Raw genomic sequence first — 26589 nt, forward strand, 5'->3', positions numbered from 1 at the left:
TATAATTACAGGAGCCCACAAACTTATATAAAAAGCTCTTTGTGTTTTGTTTTGAGGCGACTCAAAGTCTCGGGCGATAAATTGAGGTAAGCAGCCAGCTCCTTTTTGGGGAGAAGCTCAAATAAATCCTCATATTTGCGCAAGAATCGCTCTACTCGGCCTGGGGCGTCCAACATGTGCAAGGTAATGGTATGGGCCATGATCTCGCTCATCAGGCGCATGACTTCAAACTCAAAACTCTCCTTGAGAGGTTTGTGCTGCTCAAGAAACTCTGCCCATTTCTTAAGAGGCATCCGCGCCACCCTTGCCTTCGTTACACACGCAATACTGTATGGGGCAGCAGTCTTCAAACGCCAAGCGGCATAGCTAGTTTCAATATCCTTTTCAATCGCAAAGCGCAGAATCATTTCCTTGGCATCCGCACTAGAAACAATGCGCTTCAAGATGCCATCCAATACGAAGTATTGCTCCATCTGGTGATCACCTTGGTGAAGCAAGATTTCTGATTTTTTGAGATCAGAAATCTCTAAATGGCGCTCTAAATCGGCCATTGCTTCCTGATCCAAGCTTTTTAGGACTGAGTTTTGACTCAGTTGCAAACGAATCAGGTTTTTTTCGGGGTGCTTATCTAATACAGTCATGAATCCTTAATCCTAGACCCACTATTGTAGGCTTTTTTACCCTTTAAAGCCCTTATTTAGGGCATATACCCAATCAAATAAGCTAGAATGACGTAGTCGTGGTGCTTTGTTGCAGTGCAATAAAGTTAAACGGGAAACACTAAACGTGTGCTGCCCCCGCAACGGTAGGTAAATGCGTCTTTATTTGCAGTCGAAGGCGTCAGGAATCTGACAAAGCCACTGTGCGCGTCAATCGCATGGGAAGGCCAGATTCTCATATTTACTAGCCCGGATACCGGCCAAGACAGGTGGAATTTTGCGGACGGGGATCTTCGCGCGCCAAGAAAGCGCTTAGTTTCTCATCCTGCGCCTCATTGACGCCTGAACTCCTGCACGGGAAATTCTGTTCGACCCAGCTAACGGGGAAGTTAGCTAGGCACTCGATAACAGAAAGCTAGTCATGAAACAGCAGTTCAAACAAAAGCAAATCGCTCAGATTTGCGCCGCTTTAACCTTACTCAACTCCCCTCTTTTTGTTTTTGCACAAAATTCTTCAAACACCGTCATTGTTACGGGCTCCCGCTTTGAAGAAAACCTCAATGAGGTGCCAGCCAATGTCAATGTCATCACTCGCGAAGAAATAGAAAACTCCAGCTCGAATACCATCCCGCAAGTGTTATCGCAAATTGGCGGCTTAAGAGTGAGCGGGCTAAATTCTGGCTCCCTTAACCTAGATGCATCCGTTGATATGGGAGGATTTGGGCCAACAGGCAACAGTACGACTGCCGTATTAGTTGATGGAATCCGAATTAATCCAATTGACTCTGGAAATGTCGACTGGTCAACGATCCCCATTGATTCCATCGAGCGCATTGAAATACTTCAAGGAGGCGCGAGCGTCCAGTATGGCAATGGCGCTGTTGGCGGGGTAATCAACATCATTACCAACGGTGGAAAAAAGAATTTCAACCAAGTATCAGCAAGTTATGGAACTTGGGGCACCTCAATCAATAATGCGATATTTAGAAATACCATTGATAAAACTACGCTTCAGCTCAGTGCGAATACCTCCAACACCAATGGTTGGAGACCCAACACAGCTGCGAACGCCTACTCTATCGATGCAAAAATTTCTCAAGACTTAGGTAGTGGTGATCGTGCCTACGTTGATGTTTACTATGGCTACACCAACCAACAATTAGCGAGTGCAGTAGTAGGCTTGGTTGGCTCAGGCAATCCATTATCCGTGAGCCCTCAGAATGCTGGAAATAATTACAGCACAAACAATTTGGGTTTTCGCCAAGGACTCACCAAGTCTTTGAATGAGAATTATGTATTCGAGATAGATACTTCTTATAACAATAAGACCTCTTTTTATTACACACCACAAGCAGATTATTTTGCGACACCAGACTTTGGCTATGCTGGCGGGCCAATGAACAATAAATTGGTTGGTTGGCAACTTGCACTTTCTCCACGCTTAAAAGCAAACCTGGGTGTTATTGGTACCACCATCATTGGGTATGATTTTTCCAAAGCCAATCAAGGTGGTAGCAATGGTTACTCACCACTTTCTCAAGGAATTATCCGCGCCAACCAGTTCGATGCTATTAACAATACTTACGGCATCTATTACGGCAATCTAACTAGCGATTCGCAAAGCGCTACACAGATCAATAATTCTTTTTATCTAATCCAAAGGATTCCATTAAGCAAAATATTGGAAGCAAGTGGCGGATTCCGACGTCAAGTACAGCAAGCATCAACTACAAATACATCGATTTACGCAGCCAATGGCACCGTCAATAATTCTCAGCAATTTGCAGCTAACGCAGGGGATGTTGCCCTAAATGCGAATTACCTGCCAGGGCAACGAGTGTACGTAAAGTGGAATCAGTCTTTCAGGTTTCCCAACATCGATGAGTACTGGGGCTTTGCATACAACCCTGATGGGGCTTACGAAACTGTCTTTAATGGAATATTGCAACCCCAAACTACCCAAACTTATGAGATGGGTGGCAGCTGGTCCGTCTGGAAATCAAAGATTACTTCGTCGATATTTAAATCCATGACACAAAATGAGATTAGTTATAACCCCTCAACTGGGTATAACTACAACTCGATATACCAAACCAATCGAGGAGGGATTTTGTTTGATATCTCCTCAAATATTTCCCCATCACTTTTTGTTGCTGCGGGAGGCAAGTACCAAAAATCATATTATGCAAATGGCCCTTTTGCAGGAAATGCCATCCCCATCGTCCCAGATACATTGCTTAACGCCAGAGCAAATTACCTGATTACCAGCAATTGGTCAGTAGGAGGCGTAGTGAACTACGTTAGCAATCAACATTACGATACGGGACCAAATAATTACAGCGCAACCCCAACGATGCCTGCTTATGTCATCGGAGATATTTTTACCTCTTATAAGTTCAAGGGCATCGAAGGGCGATTAACGGTTAAAAATGTGGGTAATGCCCAATACTCCACTTATGGGGGTGTGAGCTCATTTTCTGGAAGGCACTTTTACTACCCCAGTGAACCGAGATCAGTTTTTGCATCTCTCAAGTACAGCTTTAACTAGCATTTTGAGCTTAGCTTGCCAGGTCTAGCATCTAAGCTAAGCCTAAGGCTACAATGCCTATATGAGCGAGCTAACCTCCTTTCCCCAGGATTCTGAAGCGCCAGGCTTAAATGCCTTGAGCGCTTCGGTTGAGCGCCTGTCGTACAAAATTTCCTTGATTCAGGATGCGGTTAAAAATCTGGTCCAAGAACGTACGCAACAAGAAAACAAGATTGAGGATGCACAAAAACGCATTCAACATATTTTGAGTCGTTTACCAGAACAAAGCGATGGTCGCCAACTCAATTTACTCGGCGAAGCTGTTACACCAAATAACCCAGAGGATGACAATGAGCCAACAACGCATTGAAGTAAACATCGCTGGTCAAAAAATTACTTTAGCAACCAGCGCTGAGCATGAGTCTCTCTTGCGCTCCGCTTGTGTGTTGGTTGACGAACAAATACAACTTGCAATTAAGGGTGGCAACCGCAGCATAGAACGCGCTAGCATGATGGCCGCATTAAAAATCGCGGGAGACCTCATTAAATTGCAAAATAATCAATCGCAACAAAGCACCACCTCTAATATCAGTGCCGATGAAGTAACCCGTCTTCAAGGTGAAATTCAGGTATTAGAAAAACAAGTGGATGAGTTGATGCAAACCCTTTCCCTGCCTGGTTCGCCAAGGCCAATAGTTCCTTGAACCGATGCGCAAGCATCCGGAACGATCTTTACCTTGTGGGCGTGAGCGTTTTGTTAGATCACAGTGCCAACTTAGACTTGGTTACTCCCTGAACTACTTAATGCACCCGAAGCAGAGTAGCCGTTCCACCTTGAACCTTAGGGTTCAGGATGACGGCCTAGCGGCTAAGGCGGGGAATTCATGTTACTAAGCGACATTGCCATGCTGATGCTCTGTGGCAGCATCTCTGGATTTCTTGCGGGTTTGTTAGGTATCGGTGGAGGCATGATTCTGGTGCCTTTCATGATTCTAGTTTTCAATCATCTCCACTTTGATCAAAGCGTGATTGTGCATATGGCCATTGCCACCGGCATGGCCACCATCTTATTCACTACCACCTCTGCAATCTGGGCGCATCACAAACATGGCTCAATTGATTGGAAATTGGTTGCGTCATTAAGCCCAGGTTTAGTGATAGGTAGCTTAATAGGTGGCAGCAAAATATTTGAAGCCTTAAATACTTCTTGGCTTTCACTATTTTTTGCAGTATTTATTGTTTATACATCTGTCCAGATGTTGCTGAACAAAAAACCTAAAGCTGGTAGAGACCTTCCGAGTGCCTTAGGCATATTTGGGTTTGGAACATTTGCTGGAGCCCTATCTAGCTTGGTGGGTGCAGGTGGCGCTTTCATTACAGTACCCTTTATGCTTTGGTGCAATGTAAAACCACATGTAGCAATGGCAAGCTCCTCCGGATTGGGATTTCCGATAGCAGCAGCAGCCACTATAGGCTATATGTATGGGAGCTGGGGACACCCCAACCTTCCTGCTGGCTCATTGGGGTTTGTTTACCTGCCCGCAGTCATTTGCATTGCAACGGTTAGCATATTTACTGCACCACTAGGCGCAAAAATGGCCCGCAAACTAAATGTGGCTCAACTAAAGCGTATTTTTGGGGTAATGTTGCTCATGCTTGCGGCATTCATGTTCAATGAAAGCCGCAAAGCATTCGGATTTTAATTAACTAGCAAATTGTTGACGCAGAATATTTTTCTGCACTTTGCCCATCGCATTACGAGGCAAATCAGCAACGATTTCTACACGCTTTGGAATCTTAAAGTTCGCAATCTGTGTTTTCAAAGTTGCAATCATCGCTTCCGCATTTAACTTCGCCCCAGCCTTAGGCACAACTACAGCCATGACCGCCTCACCAAAATCAGGATGAGGAATACCAATCACAGCACTTTCATCAACGCCGTCCATGTCATCAATGAAACTCTCGATTTCTTTGGGGTAAACGTTATAACCACCGGAAATAATTAAATCCTTGCTGCGACCAACAATACACAAGTAGTTATTAGGCGCCTTACCGCCATTAGCATCACCGCCCCAACGACCAACATCTCCAGTCTTAAACCAACCGTCTTTAGTAAATTCTTCGGCAGTTTTCTCAGGCATTCTCCAATAGCCTTTGAATATATTCGGGCCTTTTACCTGAATACCACCAATTTCATTTACTTTGCAAGGCTTGTTATCTTCGTTGACCACCCTCACCTGAACCCCAGGCAATGGCAGACCAACAGAACCACCTACGCGTTTTCCTTTGTATGGATTGGAAACCAGCATGACTGTTTCACTCATGCCATAACGCTCAAGAATAGGTTGTCCTATCACATCAATAAAGGTATTAAATGTTTCTGTGAGTAACGGAGCAGATCCAGAAATAAATAAGCGCATGTTACGCGCAACTTCTTTTGTAAATCCTTTATCAGCCAACAAGCGCACATAAAAAGTAGGCACTCCCATCATGACTGTAGATTGAGGCATATGCTTGATAAGTTGCGCAGTATCAAGACGCGGCAACCAAATCATTTTGCTGCCATTAATCAATGCGCCGTGTGCCGCTACGAATAAACCGTGCACATGAAAAATAGGCAAGGCATGCAATAAAACATCGCCTTTTTTCCAACCCCAAAACTTTTGCAATACCTGTGCATTACTTCCCAGATTTTTATGAGTCAACATCGCACCTTTGCTGCGACCAGTGGTACCAGAGGTATACAAAATTGCTGCGAGGTCATCATCTTTAGCTGCAACAGTTTTAAATTGATTGCTTAAGCTGGCCGCACGCTCTAATAAAGTACCAGTCCGGTTTTCATCCAAGGTGAAGACATGTTTAGTGCCAGCTTTAGCAGCTACCTTGGATACCCAAGAAAGATTTTTGCTACTGCATACAACCACTGCAGGCTCTGCGTTTTCTAAGAAATATTGAATTTCAGCGGCTTGATAAGCTGTATTGAGAGGTAAATATACATAGCCTGCACGGATGGTTGCTAGATATAAAAAGAGTGCTTCAGGTGACTTTTCTACCTGCACAGCAACTCTGGATCCCTTTGGCAACTTCAGACTGGCAAGTAAATTCGCAAGCTTTGCCGTTGCCCCTTCTAGATCACCCCAAGAATAATAAAGACCATCATGCGTCTCAATTGCGCAAGCTTTTTTATCTTTTGGAAAACCCTTTTCCAATAGTGAATACAAATTCATAAGAACCTCAAATCCTAGGGGTAATGTTTAATCTAATTTAGCGCCAGAAGCCTTAGCTACAGCAGCCCAACGTTTGATATCGGCATTCACAAACCTGCCAAATGCTGCACCAGACAAATTCGGCGTATCAGAGCCATTATTAGTCCAGATAGTTTTTAACTCAGGAGTATTGATGGCTTTTTGCACCTCAACAATCATGCGGTCAACAATTGGCTGAGGTGTGCCCTTAGGTGCAAATAAGCCGTACCATGTAGAAACTTCGTAACCTACTAATCCTGCTTCTGCAGCAGTTGGTACATCTGGAAAACCAGGAGCGCGTTTTTGAGATGCCACAGCAATTGCAACTATTGAACCGTTTTTAATTTGGGCCGCAGATGATCCCAAGCCATCAAACTCAATATCTACTTGGCCCGCAATTAAATCTTGCATGGCTGGCCCAGCACCGCGATAAGGAATGTGTGTAATAAAGGTTTTGGTCAACATCTTAAATTGTTCGGCAGCTAAATGATGTGATGATCCGTTGCCAGCACTGGCGTAATTGAATTTGCCAGGATTCTTTTTTAAGAGCTCAATAAATTCTTTGAGGTTTTTAACTTGAACATTTTTGGGATTGACCACAATTACCTGAGGCGGATTGGCCACCATTGCCACCGGAATAAAACTCTTCTCAATGTCGTAGTCCAAGTTTGGATACATAGCTGGAGCGATTGCATGGTGGGCCGCGCCCATGAAGAAGGTATAACCATCTGGTGCAGCCTTAGCTGCAATGGAAGCCCCTAAAGTGCCTCCAGCACCGCCACGATTGTCAATCACGATTTGTTTGCCTAACTGCTTTGTAAGCTGAGCAGCTAAAGGCCTAGCAAATGCATCTGTGCCGCCCCCCGCAGGAAATGGCACAACCACTGTAATCGGCTTATTAGGCCACTCTTGTGCACACACCAATAGTGGCGTTGCGCAAATTAGAAAAAGTGCTTTCTTAATCACTACCGAAAAGCTCGACTGCTTAAACATGATGTCTCCTCCACTTACCATTCATGATGGCTATGTACATTATTAAAACCGCTTAATTTTCGCCTTACTGCTTTCTGGATCTTGTCGCCCAGTTCGTTTAATAAACCCCAAGATGAACCTCTTTGGGCTCTACCTCAGAGCATCTCCTCCTAAATTCTTTTCTAGAGAGTCATTAACTTGCCTACTGCTCTTGAATAATCAATCTGACCTTGAGTGAAACGCTCATGGTTCTCCTCCACTGCTGAAAGGTCATATAAGTAGTTCACCATGAGCGAAGCCGATTGTCTTAAACCCTTACGAGACAAATCACCAGCCCAATTGATTTGATGCAATTTGGCACCATTACCCAGATGAAATTTAGCCACTGGATTTCCGTTGCGACCCGCAGATCCCAATCCTAGGTAAATACTGGCTAAACATAACAATGCGGCCTTCTCTTTTTCAGTTGCATTGTCTGGATGCCACCCAGCACTCAATCGTTCCGCCCAAGAACGATTTGATAGTCCTATTGTTTCTAAAGCCTGCTCACGTGACGCACGAATAGCAGGCTTTAACTGCACGCCAGACTTTTCACCATCAATATCCGCGCCCGCAGCAATCCAATCAATGAAACCAGGAATAGGCGATAAGGTTACAAATGTTTTCAGACTTGGAAATTCTGCATGTAACTGTTCAGCAACTCGTTTTATTAAGAAATTACCCATTGAGACACCACGCAAGCCTGGTTCACAGTTACTGATGGAGTAGAAAGCGGCAACCTTGTATTGAGAGGTTTGATGAACTGTCTCCGCCCTCTTATCTACTAATGGAGTAATTACCGCTGGTATTTCTGGCAACAAGGCAACCTCAACAAAAATGAGGGGTTCATTGGGTAGTTGTGGGTGAAAAAAAGCAAAGCATCTACGATCAGGCTGCAATCGACGACGCAAATCATCCCATCCATCGATCGCGTGCACAGCCTCATGCTGAATTAACTTTTCCAGTACTTCAGCTGGAGACTTCCAATCCACTCGATGCATCTTCAAAAATCCAGGGTTAAACCAAGAAGACAACAGGTGGCGTAAGTCAAAATCGACTGCGGTTAACTCGGGTTGCTTATCAAGCAACTGCAATAAATCGCGCCGCATACCTACTAAGGCCGCAGTTCCATTGGTTGCGCGATTGAGGCGACGAAATAATTCTTGCCTCGGGGGTTCTGTAACGCGCTGCAATTTAATGTAATTACGTGCGCTCGCCTCAGCAGAAAAATTTTGAGCCGCAGCCATTACCGCAGTTGCATCCGGATTTAATTTTTCAAATAAAAAGGTAAAAAATTTGAGATGCTGATCTTTGGAAAGTTTGCGGTAGTTATTAATTACATCATCAGCCATGCTTACCGCGTTCGATTCCCCTCGCTCAGAAATAAGTCGATTGACCGCGCCTGTGACGCGGGAAAAGTAACGCGCTTTTGTTAACTTTTCGAGCATGAATGATCTCTCAATGAATTTTTCCCATAGGGATAATGGGTCGATATAAATGTAAAGCCGAGTAACCCCTAAATCAATTAATTGGAATGTAATTTCATTAACTTTAAGTTAATGAAAAGGGGTATACCTAGGGGTAGTATTAGCTATTATTGCGATGCAACATACGGGCTTCTGCTGCAAGCGCCAAAATGTTGGGATTCGATTCATTAGCCTGAAGGTACATTAAACCGATATGTTGGGTTACCTGATATTTAGGTAACAAAGGGGTAAATTCAATTGCATTGCCCATCAGCGCTTTTACCCTTCCTGGCAACAATGTTCTGCCAAGGTTTCCCGAAACCATATTCATAAGGGAAAAGATATCACCCACCTTCATCACTACATTGGGCTTAAATCCTGCTAACTGAAAAGCTTCATAAAACCCAGAAGTGGTCGCAAAACCATCTTTTAAAGTCAAAAACTTTTCGCCTTGATACTCTGATAAATCAATATTGGCATGCGCTGGTTTAGCAGACTTGGAGGACGCTAGATACAACTGGTCCTCAAATAAAGGCACTACCTGAATACCATCCGGAAGATTAGTTGAAGGCACTGCAATGACGACTGCATCAACACTGCCCTCAGTAAGTCTTTTCATTAAATCCTCGTTAGACCCCAGATACAAATCGATATCCAAATCAGATCTACGGATTTTGGTACCCATAATCATGCGAGGAATGATGTTTGCTGTTAGGGAGTACATAGACCCTAAGCGAATTTGACTGCTCTCGACCCCTGCTTTTGCTCTAGTCTTTTTTAGAACGCGATCTAAATCAGCCAATAAATCTATACTCGCCTCAGCGAGATAGGTTGCTGCAGGCAACGCTTTTAGTTGACGTCCATCTTTAACAAAAAGAGGACACCCCACCCCAGACTCGAGCGAATGCAATGCTTTATGTATGCTCACCGAGCTTAAGCGCATTTCTTCAGCAGTTTTAGAAAGACTTCCCGTTCTCACAAATGAACAGAGAATCTCCAACTTCCTTAGCGTGAGCTCTTCATTCAACATAAAAGTGATCAGACGGTTTTGGATTTAAATGCTGTCATCAAATAAATACCCAAAATCATCATTGGTATACATAGCCATTGACCCATCGACAAGCCAAGCCCGAGTAGACCCAAAAAGGCATCGGGTTCACGGGCATATTCAGCCAAGAACCGACAGACTCCATAGCCCAACAAGAAAAATCCAGACACTTGACCAACGCGCCTTGGTTTGCCTGCATAAACCCACAAAGCAACACCAAGAAAGATACCTTCACCAAATAGTTGATAAATTTGCGAGGGATGCCTCGGAACCGAATCAACCATTGGGAAGATCATCGCCCAAGGAAGATCAGTCGGTCTACCCCACAACTCACCATTAATAAAGTTTCCAAGGCGGCCAAAAGCCAAACCAAAAGGAACCAAAGGCGCAACTAAATCGCTCACTACAAAAAAGGTGGTCTTGCGCTTTTTAGCAAACCAGTAAAGCGCGACTAGAACCCCTAGCAATCCACCATGGAAAGACATGCCCCCTTCCCAAATCTTAAAAATACTCAAGGGATGGGATAAATAAAAACCGGGCATATAAAACAGGGTGTAACCCAAACGTCCTCCCAACACCACACCAAGAACGCCAGCAAATAGCAAGTCTTCTAAATCTTTATAGGTCCACCCTAAGGCTTGATAACGCGAGGCCTGTATTCGCAATCGACCTAAAAGCAAAAATTGCGCAAAGGCCATTAAGTACATCAAGCCATACCAATGAATGGCAAAGGATCCGATTCGAATTGCGGCTGGATCAAACTGAGGATGAATCAACATGAATATTAACTTTTAGATTGGTCAAAGTTGTTTAATTCATGACCTAACTCACGGTACGCTTTATAGCGCTCACGACCAGCCAAACGCTCTGCCTCATTCACCGTTACCACCTCAACAATTCGAGGAAATCTTTCAACCAAAGCTGGAACATTTTTAGGCATTCGCATTCCCAAATGAATCATGACATCGGCATGGGGAATGTTATTGAGCGCAGGAGAGGCAAAGTCATCCGTCAAAACAATTGGAGTTTCTGCAGCCGCTTCGTCTTCTATAAAACAGTGCGGCAGAAAATCAGTGTTACTAAAAGTCCAAAGGAGTTCATTGAGCTTTTGAAGATCAGCCCTTTCTCCAACCATCACAATGTTGCGCACTGGCTCACCTTCAGGTGTTGCGCTCCAAATCTTTCGCGTCAAACGACAAGCGTATTCCAATTTATCAGCAACATTGCTATGAAAATCGATTCGAGCCATTCAATTTGTATCCACAGAGCCTAGCATTGGATTCTTTCCACTAATTACTTACGCTCAAGTAAGAAATTAACCAAGAGCGGTACAGGGCGACCAGTCGAGCCCTTAGCAGCACCACTCTTCCATGCAGTTCCAGCAATATCCAAATGTGCCCATTTATATTTCTCAGTAAAACGCGATAAGAAACATGCTGCCGTCACACTTCCAGCAGGACGGCCACCAATATTGGCAACATCCGCAAAATTGGATTTGAGTTGCTCGTGATAAGCCGCATCTAAAGGCAAACGCCATACCGTATCCAATGAGGCGTGACCTGCCTTTGTAAGCTCTCTAACCAAGGTTTCGTCTTCAGAAAACAGTCCGCTATGGACATGACCAAGCGCAATAACACAAGCACCGGTTAAGGTTGCAATGTCAATTACTGCAGCTGGCTTAAAGCGCTCCACATAAGTGAGCGCATCACAAAGAATTAACCGTCCCTCTGCATCTGTATTGAGAATCTCAATGGTTTGCCCCGACATGCTCTTCACAATATCGCCTGGACGTGTTGCCTGACCTGACGGCATATTCTCACAAGTCGGTATGACGCCAATGACATTTTTCTTCAGCTTCATTAATGAAACTGAATACATCGTACCAATGACTGATGCTGCACCACACATGTCGTACTTCATTTCATCCATGGCTTCACCAGGCTTCAATGAAATACCACCAGTATCAAAGGTGATGCCCTTGCCAACTAATACGATAGGAGCTTCTCCAACCTTGCCACCTTGATGGCGCATGACAATAAATTGAGGAGGAGTAGCTGAACCTTTTGCAACAGAGAGAAATGAGCCCATCCCTAAAGCTTCAATCTGTTTAAGACCCAATACTTCAACTTTTAGACCCGTCTTCTTACTCAAACCTTGAGCCGTTTTACCCAAATAAGTTGGCGTACAAATATTGGGCGGAAGATTGCCAAGATCTTTAGCGAGATTCATTCCTTCAACCATCGCTACACCTTGCTCAACTGCAGACTTGAGTTCTTTGGCGCAACCTTCATTGCCTGCAAAGACTAAATGCTTGAAAGTATCCGCCTTATCCTTAGCTTTAAATTTCATGGCAGGGTGACGCACACCAAAACGATAAGCTTGATCGCCTGCATATTGAATAGTAAGGCGCACCTCTTCCGCAATGAAATCGGCTTTATGGGCCAGGGCAAAGCTGGGGGTGTACCAAATCGCAGCTTCAATGGATCCGCCACTGAGCACTTTTAATGCTGCTCGGGCCACCTTGGAGTAAGTACTTAAACTACGATCACTGGCAAGATGAACATCCCCCAAACTTACAAGCAATACACGCTTTACCTTAACCCCATTGGCAGACCAAGACTTTTCTGCGCGCAATAAACACACAGAAGCTTGCTTAGAATCCAAATCCCCAACAATATTGGCGTGATTTACCGAACCACCTAGAGCCAGATCTAATTCGAGCAAAAATCCCGTCTTGGCACTAGCGCCCTTTGCGGCAGTGAATCCATCCAAATCCGCCTTGGAGTAACCCAATATCAAACAGTCGGTATTTTGGCCAAGTAGGGTCTTAAGACTAGATTTCAAGAGTTTTGGACTCTGGAGGTCGGCCTGGGGGAAAATCTTCGTGCTAAATTGAATTGTCATAATCTATTACGGTATTTTGGTCGGTTCAAAAAAGAGGGAATTTGTTATCTTGAGACGTTTATCCATTATCCTCCGACATGAGATCAACCTCCCCTAACAGCAGCAATATAAGCCATTTGCAGTCACACATAACCCTTAATTCCAACCGCAAATTCCATGATTTTTAAACAGGCCCTCCGCCGCGAACTCAGTTTTACGACTGGCGGTGTCTTTTTGGTCTTAGTTACTATCATGGTCACCACCTTGGTGATTCGAATCCTGGGTTACGCTGCAAACGGCTCAGTCAATCCAGAGGATGCGCTTGTACTAATAGCCCTAGCAACTCTAGGTTATCTTGCAGTTCTTCTAACGGTATCCCTTTTTGTCGCAACCCTAATTGTTTTGGTTCGCTGGTACAAAGACTCAGAGATGATTGTCTGGTTTGCAAGTGGATTAAGCGTGACAAATTTGATCCGCCCTATTTTGCAATTTGCAACGCCGCTGATTATCGTCATCGCCTTGCTTGCCCTTTTTGTTTGGCCTTGGGCCAATCGTGAATCGACCCTAATTAGCCAACGTTTTCAACAACGTGACGATGTCTCGATGGTGAGTGCAGGTCAATTCAAAGAATCCGCAAAAGCAGAGAGAGTATTTTTTATTGAAGAGCTCGACGTTGAAAAGAGCGAAGTAAAAAATATCTTCGTTGCTGATCAAAAAAATGGGCGTCTTAGCATTGCGGTTTCATCCACAGGCTTTATTCAAAATTCTGAAGATGGTGAGAAATCCGTTGTTCTTCACAATGGTCGAAGATATGAAGGGCAACCGACACAGCCTGATTTTAGGATTCTAGAATTCAGCGAGTACAGCACTAAAATTCGCAGTAAAGATGCCTTAGCACCAGCACCGCGCGATCGAGAAAAAACAATTCAGGAATTGCTTAATGACCCCTCACCTACCGCAATCAATCCCAATCGAGCTGAGTTACTTTGGCGCATTGGGCTACCTTTAATGGCGCTAGGCTTGGTTTTGATAGCCATACCCCTTGCCTATGTAAATCCGCGTCTTGGTAACTACACAGCCATGTTCTATGCAGTTTTGATTTACTTAATTTACAGCAACCTACTGAACTTAACTCAGAACTTTGTTTCGCAAGGCAAAGTCAGCGTCTTTGTAGCAATATGGCCAATCCATTTACTTGCTCTTCTAATTGCGACCGCTTTAATTCGCAATCGTATTAATCCATCCCTAAAGTGGTGGCGACGCCAGTTACCTGCCTCCATGGCAAACAAATGAAGCTACTCTTCCCTTTCATCTATGAGCGCTACTTAGCAAAGCAGATTTATGCTGCTTTTGGCTTCATTTTGTTTGCTTTGGTAGCCTTATTTTTATTCTTCGATATTTTGAGTGAACTGGGTTCTGTACAAGGCGCTTATACACTCCCCTTGGCATTACTGCACGTACTCTTAAAGGCACCCAGCCGTATTTCTGAAATCATTCCCATTGCGGGCTTAATTGGCAGTATCTACGTATTCGCAATGCTCGCTAGCCAATCCGAATTCACTATTTTGCGTATTGCTGGACTAGATGTAAAACGAGGTCTCATTACCCTTACCAAAATTTCCCTTCCTTTAATTGTTCTTACGCTCATCATGAGCGAATGGGTTGGCCCTTATGCCGAGAATAAGTCCGAACAGATTCGCATGAAAGCAATGGGATCAACCTATTCATCCCAATTTAGAACAGGGGTTTGGGTTAAGGATCGCTTGCGCGATGAGGATGGCAGTGGTCCAGTTCGACCTGGAGTACGTTATGTCAACGTGGGTAAGGTTGATAAAGATAATGAAATTCACAATATCCGCATGTATGAATTTAATGACACTTATCACCTCCTATCGATTCGTAGTGCTGAATCTGGGAAGTTTGATGAGACTGGTATCTGGGTTTTAAATGATGTGACAGAAACACGTTTTAAGGAAACAAAGCAATCAGACCCGCTAAATCCTGTCTTTAGTGCTCACACTTTTACGCATCCTATTCTGACACTCGAGTCTGAAGTCACGCCACAGATTTTGAATGTGCTTTTAATTAGCCCAGAAAAAATGTCAATTGTGAGTTTAGGCCGCTTTATTGCTCATTTGCGAGAGAACAAGCAAGATGCGCAACGCCATTCAATTGCCTTTTGGAAAAAGGTGGTTTACCCCTTTACTATTTTTGTCATGCTTACCTTAGCCCTTCCGTTTGCCTACTTGAAGGTACGTGCTGGCAGCGTAGGCATCAAAGTATTTGGCGGAATTATGTTGGGCATGAGCTTTCAGCTATTCAATTCCCTGTTTTCTAACGTGGGACTGCTGGGATCTTGGCCTGCGCTCATCACCGCCCTGACCCCACCGCTGATCTATTTCTTATTGGCGTTAATGGGGTTGCGCTGGGTTTCTAAAGCTTAATACCCAAAAATCATTTAGAATTTGATTCCTATATCTTTGTAGATATAAAGACAGGAATCTTATGAATCTTCATCAATTTCGCTTTGTGCGAGAAGCCGTTAGGCAAAATTTCAACTTAACAACCGCCGCAAAGGCACTTTTTACCTCTCAGCCTGGCGTATCCAAAGCAATCATCGAATTAGAAGATGAGCTAGGCGTTGAAATCTTCCGTCGGCACGGAAAACGCATTCGCTCTCTAACAGAGCCTGGCAAACGAATTTTGAGCTCAATTGAACGAATCTTAGACGAGGTTGAAACCCTCAAAAGAGTTGGCAAAGATTTCGCCAGCCAAGATCAAGGTAGCTTTGTGATTGCCACAACCCACACGCAAGCTCGCTATGCGCTTCCTAAGGTGCTTACAGAATTTACCAAACGCTTCCCAAAGGTAAAGGTCAGCATCCAACAAGGTAGTCCTGGGCATATTGCAGAATTATTGACACATGATCGCGCAGATATTGCAATTGCTACAGAAGGCATCGCAAACACTCCCGGCGTGCTTGCTTTACCAGGCTATCAATGGCAGCACGTACTCATGGTGCCATTAAGTCACCCACTTCTAAATCAAGCCACACTGACCCTAGAAGAGATCGCCAAGTATCCAATCATCACATACGACAAAGCATTTGCAGGGCGCAGCAAAATCGATGCAGCCTTTGCTCAAAGAAACATCACGCCAGACATCATTTTGGAAGCTATTGATGCGGACGTTATCAAAACTTATGTCGAGACTGGTATGGGCATTGGAATTGTTGCTGGTCATGCTTATGATCCAGAACGAGATCGTAATCTCAAGGTGATTCCAGCGGGACATTTATTTGGTAACAATGTCACCCATCTTGGCGTGAAGCAAGGAGCGTACTTGCGCTCATTTGTTTACACCTTCATTGAACTCTTCTCACCAACGCTCACGAAGAAAATTGTTGAGCAAGCAATGTCGAGCGAAGCGGACACTTACGATATTTAAAAACCCTTGAAATCATCAAGGACAGAAGAGTCTTTGGTGGTGCCTCGGGGCGGACTCGAACCGCCACGCCTTGCGGCACCGGATTTTGAGTCCGGCACGTCTACCAATTCCATCACCGAGGCAGGTGTTTGCAGTGGAAAATCTGCTTACTTTGATGCTGAGATACTGCTAAGACATGAGAGTGTAACAAAAAATGTGTTGTTACCCCTTACCTTGAGCATAGAACCCCTTAAAATGAGGTCTTCTAGCCAAATTATTAAAAGGACTTACCCGTATGGCCGGCCATTCGAAATGGGCCAATATTCAGCACCGCAAAGGTCGTCAGGACGAAAAACGCGGCAAGATTTGGACCAAACTCATTAAAGAAATCACCGTAGCCGCTAAATTAGGTGGGGGCGATGTTGCCACTAACCCAAGATTACGTCTGGCCATTGATAAAGCCAAAGACTCCAATATGCCTAACGATAACGTACAAAGAGCGATTCAACGCGGTACGGGCTCGCTTGAGGGCGTAAATTATGAAGAGATTCGTTATGAGGGTTATGGCATTAACGGCGCGGCAATTATTGTTGATTGCTTAACCGATAACCGCACTCGAACAGTTGCTGAAGTTCGCCATGCGTTTAATAAAAACGGCGGCAATATGGGAACTGAGGGATCCGTTGCTTTCTTATTCAAACACTGCGGTCAAATGCTCTTTGCGCCGGGTACGAGCGAAGATCAACTCATGGAAGTTGCCTTAGATGCTGGCGCTGAAGATGTCATTACACATGATGATGGATCATTGGAGGTGTTATCACCCGTTCCTGATTTTTCAAAAGTACAAGATGCTATTAGCAAAGCGGGACTTAAACCTGAACTAGCGACTGTTGCAATGCGCCCTGAGACCGAAATCGCTCTTGAAGGCGAGCAGGCAGAGAGCATGCAGAAATTACTTGATGCACTAGAAAACCTAGATGATGTTCAAGAGGTATTTACGAACGCCGCTCTTTAATTCCCCATACTGACTTTTATTTACCTACTCATCACTACAGATAGCTTGCTATGAAAATTTTATTAATTGGATCCGGCGGACGCGAACACGCCTTAGCTTGGAAATTAGCGCAATCGCCCCAAGTACAAAAAGTTTATGTTGCTCCCGGTAATGGTGGCACAGCTACCGCCAAGCAAGCCGCTGCGGGTATTGAGAACTTGCCGATTACTGGGTTGCAAGAGTTGGCTGATTTTGCCAAGCGCGAGAAGATTCATCTTACGGTGGTTGGCCCTGAGGCTCCACTAGCTGCTGGCATCGTTGATGTATTCCGCAACAATGGATTGCGTATTTTTGGGCCAACACAATTAGCTGCCCAACTAGAATCGTCTAAAGATTTCTCTAAAGCTTTCATGAAGCGTCATGGCATTCCAACTGCCGACTACCAAACCTTTTCTAATGCGCTAGAAGCCCATGCCTATATTGACGCAAAAGGTGCGCCAATTGTGGTTAAGGCCGATGGTCTAGCTGCTGGTAAAGGCGTGGTAGTAGCGATGACTCTTGAAGAAGCACATGCTGCAGTTGACATGATGCTCGCAGATAATAAATTAGGTAATGCTGGCGCCAGAGTAGTGATTGAAGAATTCCTGACTGGCGAAGAAGCTAGCTTCATCGTATTAGTAGATGGCAAAAATGTTCTTGCTTTAGCAACCAGCCAAGATCACAAGCGCCTACTAGACGCCGATCAAGGCCCCAATACAGGTGGTATGGGCGCTTACTCACCTGCCCCAGTGGTAACGCCTGAAATTCATGCACGTGCATTGCGGGAAGTCATCATGCCAACCGTCAAGGGCATGGAATTGGATGGCATTCCTTATACCGGCTTCTTGTATGCAGGTCTGATGATTGCCCCAGACGGCAAGATCAAAACTTTAGAATTTAACTGCCGCATGGGCGACCCCGAAACCCAACCCATCATGGCACGCTTACGCAGCGATCTCGTCAACGCCTTAGATCATGCAGTGGATGGCAAACTGAATGAAGTTGAATTGGAATGGGATCGTCGTACGGCTCTGGGTGTAGTTCTTGCCGCCCATAATTACCCCGATACCCCTCGCTCTGGAGATGCAATTACCGGCATCCCAACTGACACGGAAGATCAAATTACTTTCCATGCAGGCACCAAAATACTAGATGGCAAATTAGTCACATCTGGTGGTCGAGTAATGTGTGTTGTTGGTCTTGCGGATACCGTTCGTGGCGCCCAAATAAAAGCATACGAAGCGATCAGCCAAATTCAATTTGACGGCATGCAATATCGCAAAGATATTGGTTACCGCGCAATCAAATAATTTTTATCCAACAAGAGCCTCCTTGTCAGATCAATCTACTCAAATCGATATCTCAGCCTTAAAAGATTATTTTTTAGGCTTGCAGAATCGCATCACCAGCGCGATGAGCGCCTTGGATGGCAAAGCATTTATCGTAGATGAATGGCATAAACCTGAAGACAGCAAGCTCAAGGGGTATGGTCGCACCTGCATCTTGGATAACGGCAATATTCTAGAAAAGGGTGGTGTAGGCTTCTCCCATGTTCGCGGTGATCAAATGCCACCCTCGGCATCGCATCATCGCCCTGAAGTAGCGGGACGTAGTTTTGAAGCAATGGGCGTGTCTCTAGTGTTTCATCCGAATAATCCCAAGGTTCCGACCACCCATATGAATGTCCGCTGCTTTATTGCTCAAGCGCCTGATAAAGAGCCAGTATGGTGGTTTGGGGGTGGTTTTGACCTAACCCCCTATTACGGATTTGATGAGGACTGCAAGCATTTTCATCAAACAGCAAAAGACGCTCTAGATCCTTTTGGCAAAGAGCTATATCCACACTTTAAAAAATGGTGCGATGAATATTTTTACCTCAAGCATCGTGAAGAGCCACGCGGGATTGGCGGAGTTTTTTTTGATGACTTTAATCAGCTTGGCTTTGAACAAAGTTTTGCGATGACACGCGCAGTTGGTGATGCCTTCATCGATGCCTACCTGCCAATTGTGCAACGCCGCTCCCAAGATAGCTTCACACCCGCTGAAAAATCCTTTCAAGAATATCGACGGGGTCGTTATGTGGAATACAACCTCATCTTTGATCGAGGTACGATTTTTGGACTTCACTCTGGCGGACGAACAGAATCTATTTTGATGTCGATGCCTCCAGTGGTGCAATGGTGGTACAACTGGCATCCTGAGCCAAGCACCCCCGAGGCCAAGCTCTACGACTATTATCTCAAGCCACGAGATTGGCTAGCCTGAGTATCCATCATTGAGCGCAATTAAAAAAATTGGTATTTTGGGGGGCACATTTGATCCTCCTCACGTTGGCCATCTTCGTCTAGCGACTCATTTTGCAAAGTTATTAAAACTAGATGCTCTACTACTCATTCCTAGTGGCGAACCATGGCAAAAAGGCAGTGGGATCACTTCTGCGGAAATCCGCTTGCAATTAACTGAGGCAGCCGGTATTGATTTGGCTCGCGCATTTTTATACCTAAAAATTCCAACTCAAGTAGGCATTGATCGCATCGAAATCGACCGTGCTGGTCCAAGCTATGCAATAGACACTGTTAAAGCTTTGCGTGAGCGATTTGGTGCTAGCGCCAGTCTTAACTGGCTAATGGGGGCGGATTCTCTAGTGGCACTTCCAAGTTGGAATTCTTGGGAAAAACTCAGTCAGTACGTCAATTTCGCTGTTGCTACGAGACCTCACCATGATTTAAAGCAAGCAATGAGCCCAGAGGTTCATCAATTTTTAAATAATCATCAAACCAAGCACGCTGACGCTCTTGAAAATAGTCCGGCAGGCCTCATATATATCGATGAAAGCTTAAACGTCGACTTATCCTCCACTGAACTCAGGAAGCAACTGAAATCAGCCTCGCGAAACTCTATTGCATCCGAGCAAATCCCCACTCACACCCTAGAAATCATTACAAATCTGGGCTTGTATCAGTAATCAAGCTAAGATCACCTTAAATATACAAATTATTGCCGAGAAAATATGGACTTACGTAAATTGCAACGCGTCGTGATTGATGCCTTAGAAGATGTAAAAGCACAAGACATCCGCGTATATGACACCACTAAATTAAGCGAATTATTTGATCGAGTAATTATTGCTACCGGCTCAAGCAATCGCCAAACACGCTCATTAGCAATGTCAGTCAAGGAAGCAGTGAATGCCAAAGGTGGGGAAGTAATTTCCATTGAAGGCTTAGAAACTGGTGAGTGGGTACTGGTTGATTGCGGCGATATCGTCGTACATATTTTGCAACCCATGCTCCGCTCCTACTATCAACTTGAAGGCATGTGGGGTGCCAAACCAGTGCGCGTGAAGTTAGCTGGCAGCAAAGGGCTTGCCAAAGCCAGCGAGACTGAAGACGACGACGAATAACTTCAGCAGTAGCCGCACCGATGCGCCTTACTATTGTTTCAGTTGGTCATAAGATGCCCGATTGGGTTGCCACCGCAACTCATGACTACATCAAAAGAATGCCTGCTGATTGCAGCATCGAAATTAAAGAGATCAAGCCTGATCTCACCCCCGCTAAAGAGGCCATTAAGATAGCTGCCGCTATTCCAAAAGGATCTAGAGTCATCGCATTAGATGAACGTGGCAAAGACCAAACCACGCAGAGTCTAGCAACTCAACTCGCCAGTTGGCGCCAAGAAGGTTTTGACATCACTTTTTTAATCGGCGGTGCGGATGGTTTAGACGCAAGTCTAAAAACCAATGCTCAGGCTATGTGGCGCCTCTCTAGCATGACCCTTCCACACGCGATGGCCAGAGTCATATTGGTCGAACAACTGTATCGCGCATGGACTATTCTGCAGGGTCACCCCTACCATCGAGAGTGATACTTTGCATTCTTATATATACCTTGCCTCAAAAAGCCCTCGTCGCCAAGAACTCTTAAAACAAATTGGCGTACGCTTTGAATTACTTTTGCCTGAGTCAGGTGAAGATAGCGAAAGTATCGAAACCCCATTACCCCAAGAAAAAGCCCGCATCTATGTAGAGCGTGTCACCTTGGCAAAGAGTGCTGCAGCACTCTCTAGATGGCAAAAAAGTGGCTTGCCATGGGCACCCATTCTTTGCGCCGATACTACGGTTAGCCTTCCCAATAGTCCTGAGGGCGAGATTCTAGGAAAACCAATCGATGCCACTGATGCAGAACACATTCTGAATCTGCTGAGCGGCCAAGTACATGAGGTACTCACAGCAGTGGCCTTAACTGTAAAACCCAATGAAGACCCTGTTCATCTCGTACAAATATCTAAAGTCCAATTTGCAAACTTAACTTCCGAGCAAATCAAAACCTATATTACAAGTGGAGAGCCCTTTGGAAAAGCGGGGGCTTATGGCATTCAAGGGCTTGGCGGAACTTTTATTCCAAGCATTCAGGGAAGCTATAGCGGTATCATGGGCTTACCTATCTATGAAACTCAAAAATTACTAGAAATTGCCGGCCTGACTCGCGTATGAATGAAGAAATACTAATCAATATCACTCCTCAGGAAACCCGAGTTGCATTAATACAGCAAGGGGCTGTACAAGAGTTACAAATTGAACGCACACGACAACGAGGCATTGTTGGCAATATTTACTTAGCTAAAGTCGTTCGTGTATTGCCCGGCATGCAGTCCGCATTTATCGAAATTGGTCTCGAGCGAACCGCGTTTATGCACGTTGCCGACATTACTCAAAATAATCCTCAAGCTCAAATTGAAAAATTATTATTTGAGGGTCAAACTCTTTTAGTGCAGGTCTTAAAAGATCCACTTGGAACTAAAGGTGCTCGGCTCACCACCCAACTCAGCATAGCTGGGCGCAATTTGGTTTATTTACCTCCTGCAGGTAGCGATACAGCTACTGAAAAATATATTGGCGTTTCTCAGCGCATTGATCAACCAGAAGAGCGAGAAGCCATTAAGGCCCGCTTGGCAGGTCTCATGGCGGAAGATGAAAAAGGCGGCATTATTGTTCGCACCAGCGCTCAAGATGCCTCTGATACAGAACTACAGCACGATATGCTTTATCTTCGCACCACTTGGGAAAATATTCATGAGGCCATGAAGCATAATGCGGCACCTTCCCTACTCTATCAAGACCTAAGCCTTGCAGAACGGGTGCTACGCGATGTTGCTGGCGAAGAAACCAGTCAAATTCGGGTGGACTCGAATGAAAATTTCGAGAAACTCAAAGCGTTCACCACTGCTTACATGCCCAACTTACTGGATAAGCTCACTTTGCATCGAGGCGAGCGCGCACTGTTTGACTTATTTGACGTGGATGCCGAAATTAATAAAGCGCTTGGTCGACGCGTTGATCTGAAATCTGGTGGCTACCTCATGATCGACCAAACAGAGTCAATGACAACAATTGATGTCAACACCGGCAGCTATGTGGGCGCTCGCAATCTAGATGACACCGTCTTCAAAACCAATCTTGAGGCGGCTCAGGCAATTGCTAGACAACTGCGATTACGCAATCTCGGTGGGATCATCATTATTGATTTTATTGACATGATTAGCAAAGACCACCAAGAGTCAGTGCTACATGAACTTAAACGCAATCTTGAACGAGATCACGCACGCACTTCTGTTAGTGACTTTTCTGCATTAGGCTTAGTGGAGATGACTCGCAAACGCACTCGTGAGTCACTGGCCCACATTACTTGCGAGCCGTGCGCTACCTGCTTAGGTAAGGGTGAGGTCAAAACTGCGCAAACGGTTTGCTATGAAATTCTGCGAGAGATTGTACGAGAGCATCGCCAATTTAATCCTCGTGAATTTAGAATCGTTGCAGCACCCGATGTAATTGACTTATTCCTTGAAGAAGAAAATCAATTTTTGGCGCAACTTGGGGATTTTATTGGTAAACCAATCACCCTCCAAGCAGAGGGCACCTTCCGCCAAGAACAATACGATATCGTTCTAAGTTAAATATTGTTAACCCAATTAGGCATTTGAGAACTGTATGCGATGCAAGTTTGCATACAAGCCATCTTGCTTAATAAGATCTTCGTGGGAACCATTTTCAACAATTTTTCCATGCTCTAAAACCACAATTCTGTCAGCGTGCTCAATCGTAGATAAACGATGTGCGATCACTAGAGTGGTTCTATTGGCCATTAATTTATCTAAAGCATCTTGCACCTGACGCTCAGATTCAGAATCTAAAGCGGAGGTTGCCTCATCAAGAATCAATATTGGGGCATCTTTATAAATGGCGCGTGCAATAGCTAGACGTTGACGCTGTCCGCCAGACAATCGATTACCGTTGTCGCCAATTTGCGAGTCAATGCCTTCCGGCAATTCTTTAATAAGTGCACTCAAATTAGCGGCCTCTAAAGCCTCCATTACACGACCACGATCAATACCATCCTTAGTATTGGCACCATAGGCCACATTGGCTGCAATGGAGTCATCAAACAAGATGACGTCTTGGCTCACAAACGCAATTTGACGACGCACATCTGACAACACAATATCCTCTAAAGGAATGTCATCCAAGTAAATATGACCACTGGTAGGTTTAAAGAATCTAGGCAATAAATTGACTAATGTGGACTTACCACCACCCGATGGTCCAACAAAAGCCACCACTTCGCCGGGTGCGATAGTGAGATTAATGTTACTTAAGGCGTCTTTTCGGTCGCCCTCTTGTTGATATGAAAATCCAACATTTTCAAATCGAATCCCACCTTTTGTTTTTTGCATAGGAGTCATATTGACCCTGCGATCTTCATCTTCCTCAAAGGGCTGGTCCATTAAGGCAAAAATCATTTCTGCTGCCGTAAGGCCGCGTTGAAGTGGCTGATTAATATCCGCCAAATGCTTTAAAGGAGAAATCACTAACATCATTGCAGTAATAAAGGCTGCAAACCCACCGACAGTTGTTCCTTCTGTAGCGGATTGCAACAAAGCAATTACTAGAACCACCGATAAGGCCATAGAAGCGATTAACTGAGTAATTGGCTGGTTCAATCCACCAGCCACCGCTGATTTCAAGGCAAACTGACGCAAACGTTCCGCCTTTTGCTTAAAGCGGTTCATCTCATAATCTTCTGCACCATGTACCTTGACAATTTTGTAACCAGCAGCCGCTTCTTCAACAATATAAGCAAGTTCGCTAGTGAGAGTTTGCTGCTCTCTATTAAGAGATCGCAAGCGGCGATTAATTTTGCTCATGATGAATGCAATCACTGGAAAAATAATCAGAACCACTAGAGTTAATTGCCAATTGAGGTAAATCAAATAACCAATCAACCCCACTACCGTCAGCGAATCTCTTACCAAACTTATTAACATCCCACCCATTACTGAGAGGACATTATTGACCTCAAACACCACAGCATTAATCAGGTTGGATGCGGAATTCTTTTGAAAAAAAGTTGTGCTCGCATGCAACAGCGTTCGAAACATTTGCTCGCGCAATTTGAGTAACACCGCATTAATCACTCTTGTTAACAAGTAATTCGATAAAAACTGCGCCAAACTTCGTACCAAAGCCAAGCCCACCAAAAAGACAGGCACCTGCCAAAGCTTGCTATTGAGTTGCCCCGTGAATCCCCGGTCCAATAAAGGCTTCATCAGGGCGGGAATTGAGGTTTCGGCACCAGCCACCAATGCCATGGCTAGAAGTGATCCGATAATCAGGCCAATATGGGGCTTAAGATAGGCAATTAAGCGATTTAGGGAGGTTCGGTCTTGAGCATTCATATAATGAATTATGCCCACCTTATCAGTCATACTCATCACCCGCAACGAAGAGGCCAATTTGGACGATTGTCTGGCCTCCTTAGAGGGCATCGCCCAACAAATAGTAGTAGTCGATACAAATAGCTCTGACCGCACCCTGGAGATTGCCAAAAGCCATGGGGCCACCATTTCCCAACCCCCAGATTGGCCTGGTTTTGGGCCCCAAAAGAACCGCGCCCTAGATCTTGCCACCAGCGACTGGGTTCTATCCTTGGACGCAGATGAGCGCCTGACCCCTGCCCTGCGGTCAGAAATCTTGACTGCAATTCACCATAACGCCCATATCGACTGTTTTGCGATACCTAGACTATCTTGGTACTGCGGACGTTTCATTCGTCATTCCGGCTGGAGTCCCGACTATGTCGATCGACTTTTTAAACGAGGATCCGCTCGTTTTTCAGATGATTTAGTCCACGAAAGACTTCTGCCGACTGGTGAGGTTGCCAAACTAGAGAACCCCCTACTGCATTACAGTTTTATGAACTACTCTCAGGTTCTTCAAAAGCTCGATCGTTATTCCAGCGCCTCAGCTGAACAAGCTTTCGCCAGAGGTAAATCTAGTAGTCCACTAAAAGCTGTCCTTCATGGAGTTTGGGCGTTTTTTAGAACCTACATTTTGCGCGCAGGATTTTTAGATGGGGGGCAAGGGTTTGCCTTGGCTATATCGAATGGCCAAGGAACGTATTACCGCTACATTAAGCTATGGCATCTGAATCAGGAAGCCAGAAAATGATTTCTATATTGTTGGCCACTTATAACTGGCCACAAGCACTAAAGCTCTGCCTTGAATCGCTGGCTAGCCAAACTGATGGTAATTTCGAAATCATCATTGCAGATGATGGCTCTACTGAGAGCACTAAACAAGTGATTGATGCAATGAAAAGCGCAATACCAATGACCATCACCCATCTGTGGCAAGAAGACAATGGTTTTAGAAAAACTAAAATTCTCAACCAAGCGATTACTGCAGCTCATGGCGATTATCTAGTTTTCTTGGATGGGGATTGCATCGTTCAGCCTGACTTTGTCGCAAAGCATCGTGAATTAGCTCAAAAAGGCTACATGGTTACCGGAAGTAGAGTTCTTCTGAATGAGAGCCTCACAAAGGAATTGCTAACCTGGCCAAAATGGGACTTTGATCGCTTTTGCTCAAACCTCATTGCTAAACGTCTCAATGGCGGCATCAATAAGTATTGGCCTCTCAAAATAAAACTGGGGAATGGCTCATGGCGCGACTATAAAAAATTTGTCTGGCGCCGCATTAAGGGCTGCAATATGGCCTGCTGGAAAGCCGATGCTGAGGCTATTAATGGATTTGATGAAACCATGACCGGTTGGGGTCATGAGGATGCGGATTTTGTATTTCGTTTGCAACGCCATCATATCAAGCGCAAATCCGGATCATGGTCCACCGAGGTGTTACATCTATTTCATAAGATACATGACCAAAGTAATGCTGCTGAAAACGCTCGTCGCGTGCGTGAAAAGATTCTTGCTAAGGCACTCTAAGATTCAGTT

The 26589-nt window shown here is 44.8% G+C and carries 24 protein-coding genes, 1 tRNA gene, 1 other RNA gene, 2 pseudogenes and 1 riboswitch; of the genes and pseudogenes, 18 read left to right on the forward strand and 10 right to left on the reverse strand.

Annotated elements, in window-relative coordinates:
• Positions 1-23: 23 nt before the first annotated feature.
• Entirely contained in the window at positions 24-641 is a 618-nt protein-coding gene (locus FD973_RS07545; RefSeq protein WP_215322740.1) for a Crp/Fnr family transcriptional regulator, read from the reverse strand.
• Positions 642-723: 82 nt separating this feature from the next.
• Positions 724-939, forward strand: a riboswitch (cobalamin riboswitch).
• Positions 940-1080: 141 nt separating this feature from the next.
• On the opposite strand from FD973_RS07545, the gene FD973_RS07550 reads away from it, so the two are divergent.
• From FD973_RS07550 to FD973_RS07570, 5 genes and pseudogenes are all read left to right on the forward strand, one after another.
• Positions 1081-3207, forward strand: coding sequence for a TonB-dependent receptor (locus tag FD973_RS07550; protein WP_215322741.1), 2127 nt, complete (start codon positions 1081-1083; stop codon positions 3205-3207).
• Positions 3208-3268: 61 nt separating this feature from the next.
• The gene (locus FD973_RS07555; RefSeq protein WP_215322742.1) at positions 3269-3556 is read left to right on the forward strand and encodes a hypothetical protein; all 288 of its coding nucleotides are present in this window, start codon (positions 3269-3271) and stop codon (positions 3554-3556) included.
• A pseudogene (locus FD973_RS11125) lies at positions 3537-3752 on the forward strand (cell division protein ZapA); the annotation flags it as partial. The gene FD973_RS07555 and the pseudogene FD973_RS11125, both read left to right, overlap by 20 nt.
• Before the next feature lie 99 nt (positions 3753-3851).
• A non-coding RNA gene (ssrS, locus tag FD973_RS07565) (6S RNA) lies at positions 3852-4070 on the forward strand.
• On the forward strand, positions 4071-4889 hold the full coding sequence (locus FD973_RS07570) for a sulfite exporter TauE/SafE family protein (protein WP_215322743.1): 819 nt from the start codon (positions 4071-4073) through the stop codon (positions 4887-4889). It abuts the RNA gene before it with no gap.
• Here the strand turns inward: FD973_RS07570 and FD973_RS07575 are convergent, their stop codons facing one another.
• The 7 genes from FD973_RS07575 to FD973_RS07605 form a co-directional block, all read right to left on the reverse strand.
• Positions 4890-6413, reverse strand: coding sequence for a malonyl-CoA synthase (locus tag FD973_RS07575; protein ID WP_215322744.1), 1524 nt, complete (start codon positions 6411-6413; stop codon positions 4890-4892).
• Between the two features lie 27 nt (positions 6414-6440).
• Complete coding sequence (locus tag FD973_RS07580) at positions 6441-7424, reverse strand: tripartite tricarboxylate transporter substrate binding protein (protein WP_215322745.1); 984 nt, start codon at positions 7422-7424, stop codon at positions 6441-6443.
• Positions 7425-7585: 161 nt separating this feature from the next.
• Positions 7586-8890, reverse strand: a complete 1305-nt coding sequence (locus tag FD973_RS07585; RefSeq protein WP_215322746.1) for a malonyl-CoA decarboxylase domain-containing protein — start codon at positions 8888-8890, stop codon at positions 7586-7588.
• Between the two features lie 139 nt (positions 8891-9029).
• Complete coding sequence (locus tag FD973_RS07590) at positions 9030-9938, reverse strand: LysR family transcriptional regulator (protein ID WP_215322747.1); 909 nt, start codon at positions 9936-9938, stop codon at positions 9030-9032.
• An 8-nt stretch (positions 9939-9946) separates the two neighbouring features.
• Entirely contained in the window at positions 9947-10735 is a 789-nt protein-coding gene (lgt, locus tag FD973_RS07595; RefSeq protein ID WP_215322748.1) for a prolipoprotein diacylglyceryl transferase, read from the reverse strand.
• Between the two features lie 5 nt (positions 10736-10740).
• Positions 10741-11205 (reverse strand): DNA polymerase III subunit chi, encoded by a 465-nt coding sequence (locus FD973_RS07600; protein ID WP_215322749.1) that lies wholly within the window; start codon positions 11203-11205, stop codon positions 10741-10743.
• 44 nt (positions 11206-11249) lie between these two features.
• Positions 11250-12854: a leucyl aminopeptidase gene (locus FD973_RS07605; RefSeq protein WP_371816881.1), complete on the reverse strand. Its 1605-nt coding sequence runs from the start codon at positions 12852-12854 to the stop codon at positions 11250-11252.
• Positions 12855-13016: 162 nt separating this feature from the next.
• Between FD973_RS07605 and lptF the strand changes: the two genes are divergently transcribed.
• From lptF to FD973_RS07620, 3 genes are all read left to right on the forward strand, one after another.
• Positions 13017-14132 carry an LPS export ABC transporter permease LptF gene (gene lptF / locus FD973_RS07610; RefSeq protein WP_215322751.1) on the forward strand — a complete coding sequence of 372 codons (1116 nt, stop codon included), beginning with the start codon at positions 13017-13019 and terminating at the stop codon, positions 14130-14132.
• Complete coding sequence (lptG, locus tag FD973_RS07615; RefSeq protein ID WP_215322752.1) at positions 14129-15283, forward strand: LPS export ABC transporter permease LptG; 1155 nt, start codon at positions 14129-14131, stop codon at positions 15281-15283. Before lptF ends, lptG begins: the two co-directional genes overlap by 4 nt.
• A gap of 61 nt (positions 15284-15344) precedes the next feature.
• A complete protein-coding gene (locus FD973_RS07620; protein ID WP_215322753.1) occupies positions 15345-16286 on the forward strand; it encodes a CysB family HTH-type transcriptional regulator in 942 nt (313 codons plus the stop codon).
• 37 nt (positions 16287-16323) lie between these two features.
• Here the strand turns inward: FD973_RS07620 and FD973_RS07625 are convergent.
• Positions 16324-16408, reverse strand: a tRNA-Leu gene (locus tag FD973_RS07625).
• A gap of 152 nt (positions 16409-16560) precedes the next feature.
• On the opposite strand from FD973_RS07625, the gene FD973_RS07630 reads away from it, so the two are divergent.
• From FD973_RS07630 to rng, 8 genes and pseudogenes are all read left to right on the forward strand, one after another.
• Positions 16561-17280, forward strand: a complete 720-nt coding sequence (locus tag FD973_RS07630) for a YebC/PmpR family DNA-binding transcriptional regulator (protein WP_215322754.1) — start codon at positions 16561-16563, stop codon at positions 17278-17280.
• A gap of 50 nt (positions 17281-17330) precedes the next feature.
• Positions 17331-18608, forward strand: coding sequence for a phosphoribosylamine--glycine ligase (gene purD, locus FD973_RS07635; RefSeq protein ID WP_215322755.1), 1278 nt, complete (start codon positions 17331-17333; stop codon positions 18606-18608).
• A gap of 43 nt (positions 18609-18651) precedes the next feature.
• Positions 18652-19563, forward strand: coding sequence for an oxygen-dependent coproporphyrinogen oxidase (hemF, locus tag FD973_RS07640; protein ID WP_215324754.1), 912 nt, complete (start codon positions 18652-18654; stop codon positions 19561-19563).
• Between the two features lie 10 nt (positions 19564-19573).
• Positions 19574-20263, forward strand: a complete 690-nt coding sequence (locus FD973_RS07645; RefSeq protein ID WP_215322756.1) for a nicotinate-nucleotide adenylyltransferase — start codon at positions 19574-19576, stop codon at positions 20261-20263.
• A 45-nt stretch (positions 20264-20308) separates the two neighbouring features.
• Positions 20309-20698 (forward strand): annotated as a pseudogene (gene rsfS, locus FD973_RS07650) (ribosome silencing factor); the annotation flags it as partial.
• Positions 20699-20721: 23 nt separating this feature from the next.
• Positions 20722-21165: a 23S rRNA (pseudouridine(1915)-N(3))-methyltransferase RlmH gene (gene rlmH / locus FD973_RS07655; RefSeq protein ID WP_215322758.1), complete on the forward strand. Its 444-nt coding sequence runs from the start codon at positions 20722-20724 to the stop codon at positions 21163-21165.
• Between the two features lie 4 nt (positions 21166-21169).
• Positions 21170-21793, forward strand: coding sequence for a nucleoside triphosphate pyrophosphatase (locus FD973_RS07660; RefSeq protein ID WP_215322759.1), 624 nt, complete (start codon positions 21170-21172; stop codon positions 21791-21793).
• On the forward strand, positions 21790-23253 hold the full coding sequence (rng, locus tag FD973_RS07665; protein WP_215322760.1) for a ribonuclease G: 1464 nt from the start codon (positions 21790-21792) through the stop codon (positions 23251-23253). The genes FD973_RS07660 and rng overlap by 4 nt, the downstream gene beginning before the upstream one ends.
• Positions 23254-23268: 15 nt before the next feature.
• Here rng and msbA read toward each other — a convergent pair whose 3' ends face one another.
• On the reverse strand, positions 23269-25032 hold the full coding sequence (msbA, locus tag FD973_RS07670; protein ID WP_215322761.1) for a lipid A export permease/ATP-binding protein MsbA: 1764 nt from the start codon (positions 25030-25032) through the stop codon (positions 23269-23271).
• Between the two features lie 10 nt (positions 25033-25042).
• Between msbA and FD973_RS07675 the strand changes: the two genes are divergently transcribed.
• Both FD973_RS07675 and FD973_RS07680 read left to right on the forward strand, forming a co-directional pair.
• Positions 25043-25804 carry a glycosyltransferase family 2 protein gene (locus FD973_RS07675; RefSeq protein ID WP_215322762.1) on the forward strand — a complete coding sequence of 254 codons (762 nt, stop codon included), beginning with the start codon at positions 25043-25045 and terminating at the stop codon, positions 25802-25804.
• Positions 25801-26580 (forward strand): glycosyltransferase family 2 protein, encoded by a 780-nt coding sequence (locus FD973_RS07680; protein ID WP_215322763.1) that lies wholly within the window; start codon positions 25801-25803, stop codon positions 26578-26580. Before FD973_RS07675 ends, FD973_RS07680 begins: the two co-directional genes overlap by 4 nt.
• Positions 26581-26589 lie beyond the last annotated feature (9 nt).

This window comes from Polynucleobacter sp. MWH-Braz-FAM2G, assembly GCF_018687635.1.
Taxonomy (GTDB): domain Bacteria; phylum Pseudomonadota; class Gammaproteobacteria; order Burkholderiales; family Burkholderiaceae; genus Polynucleobacter.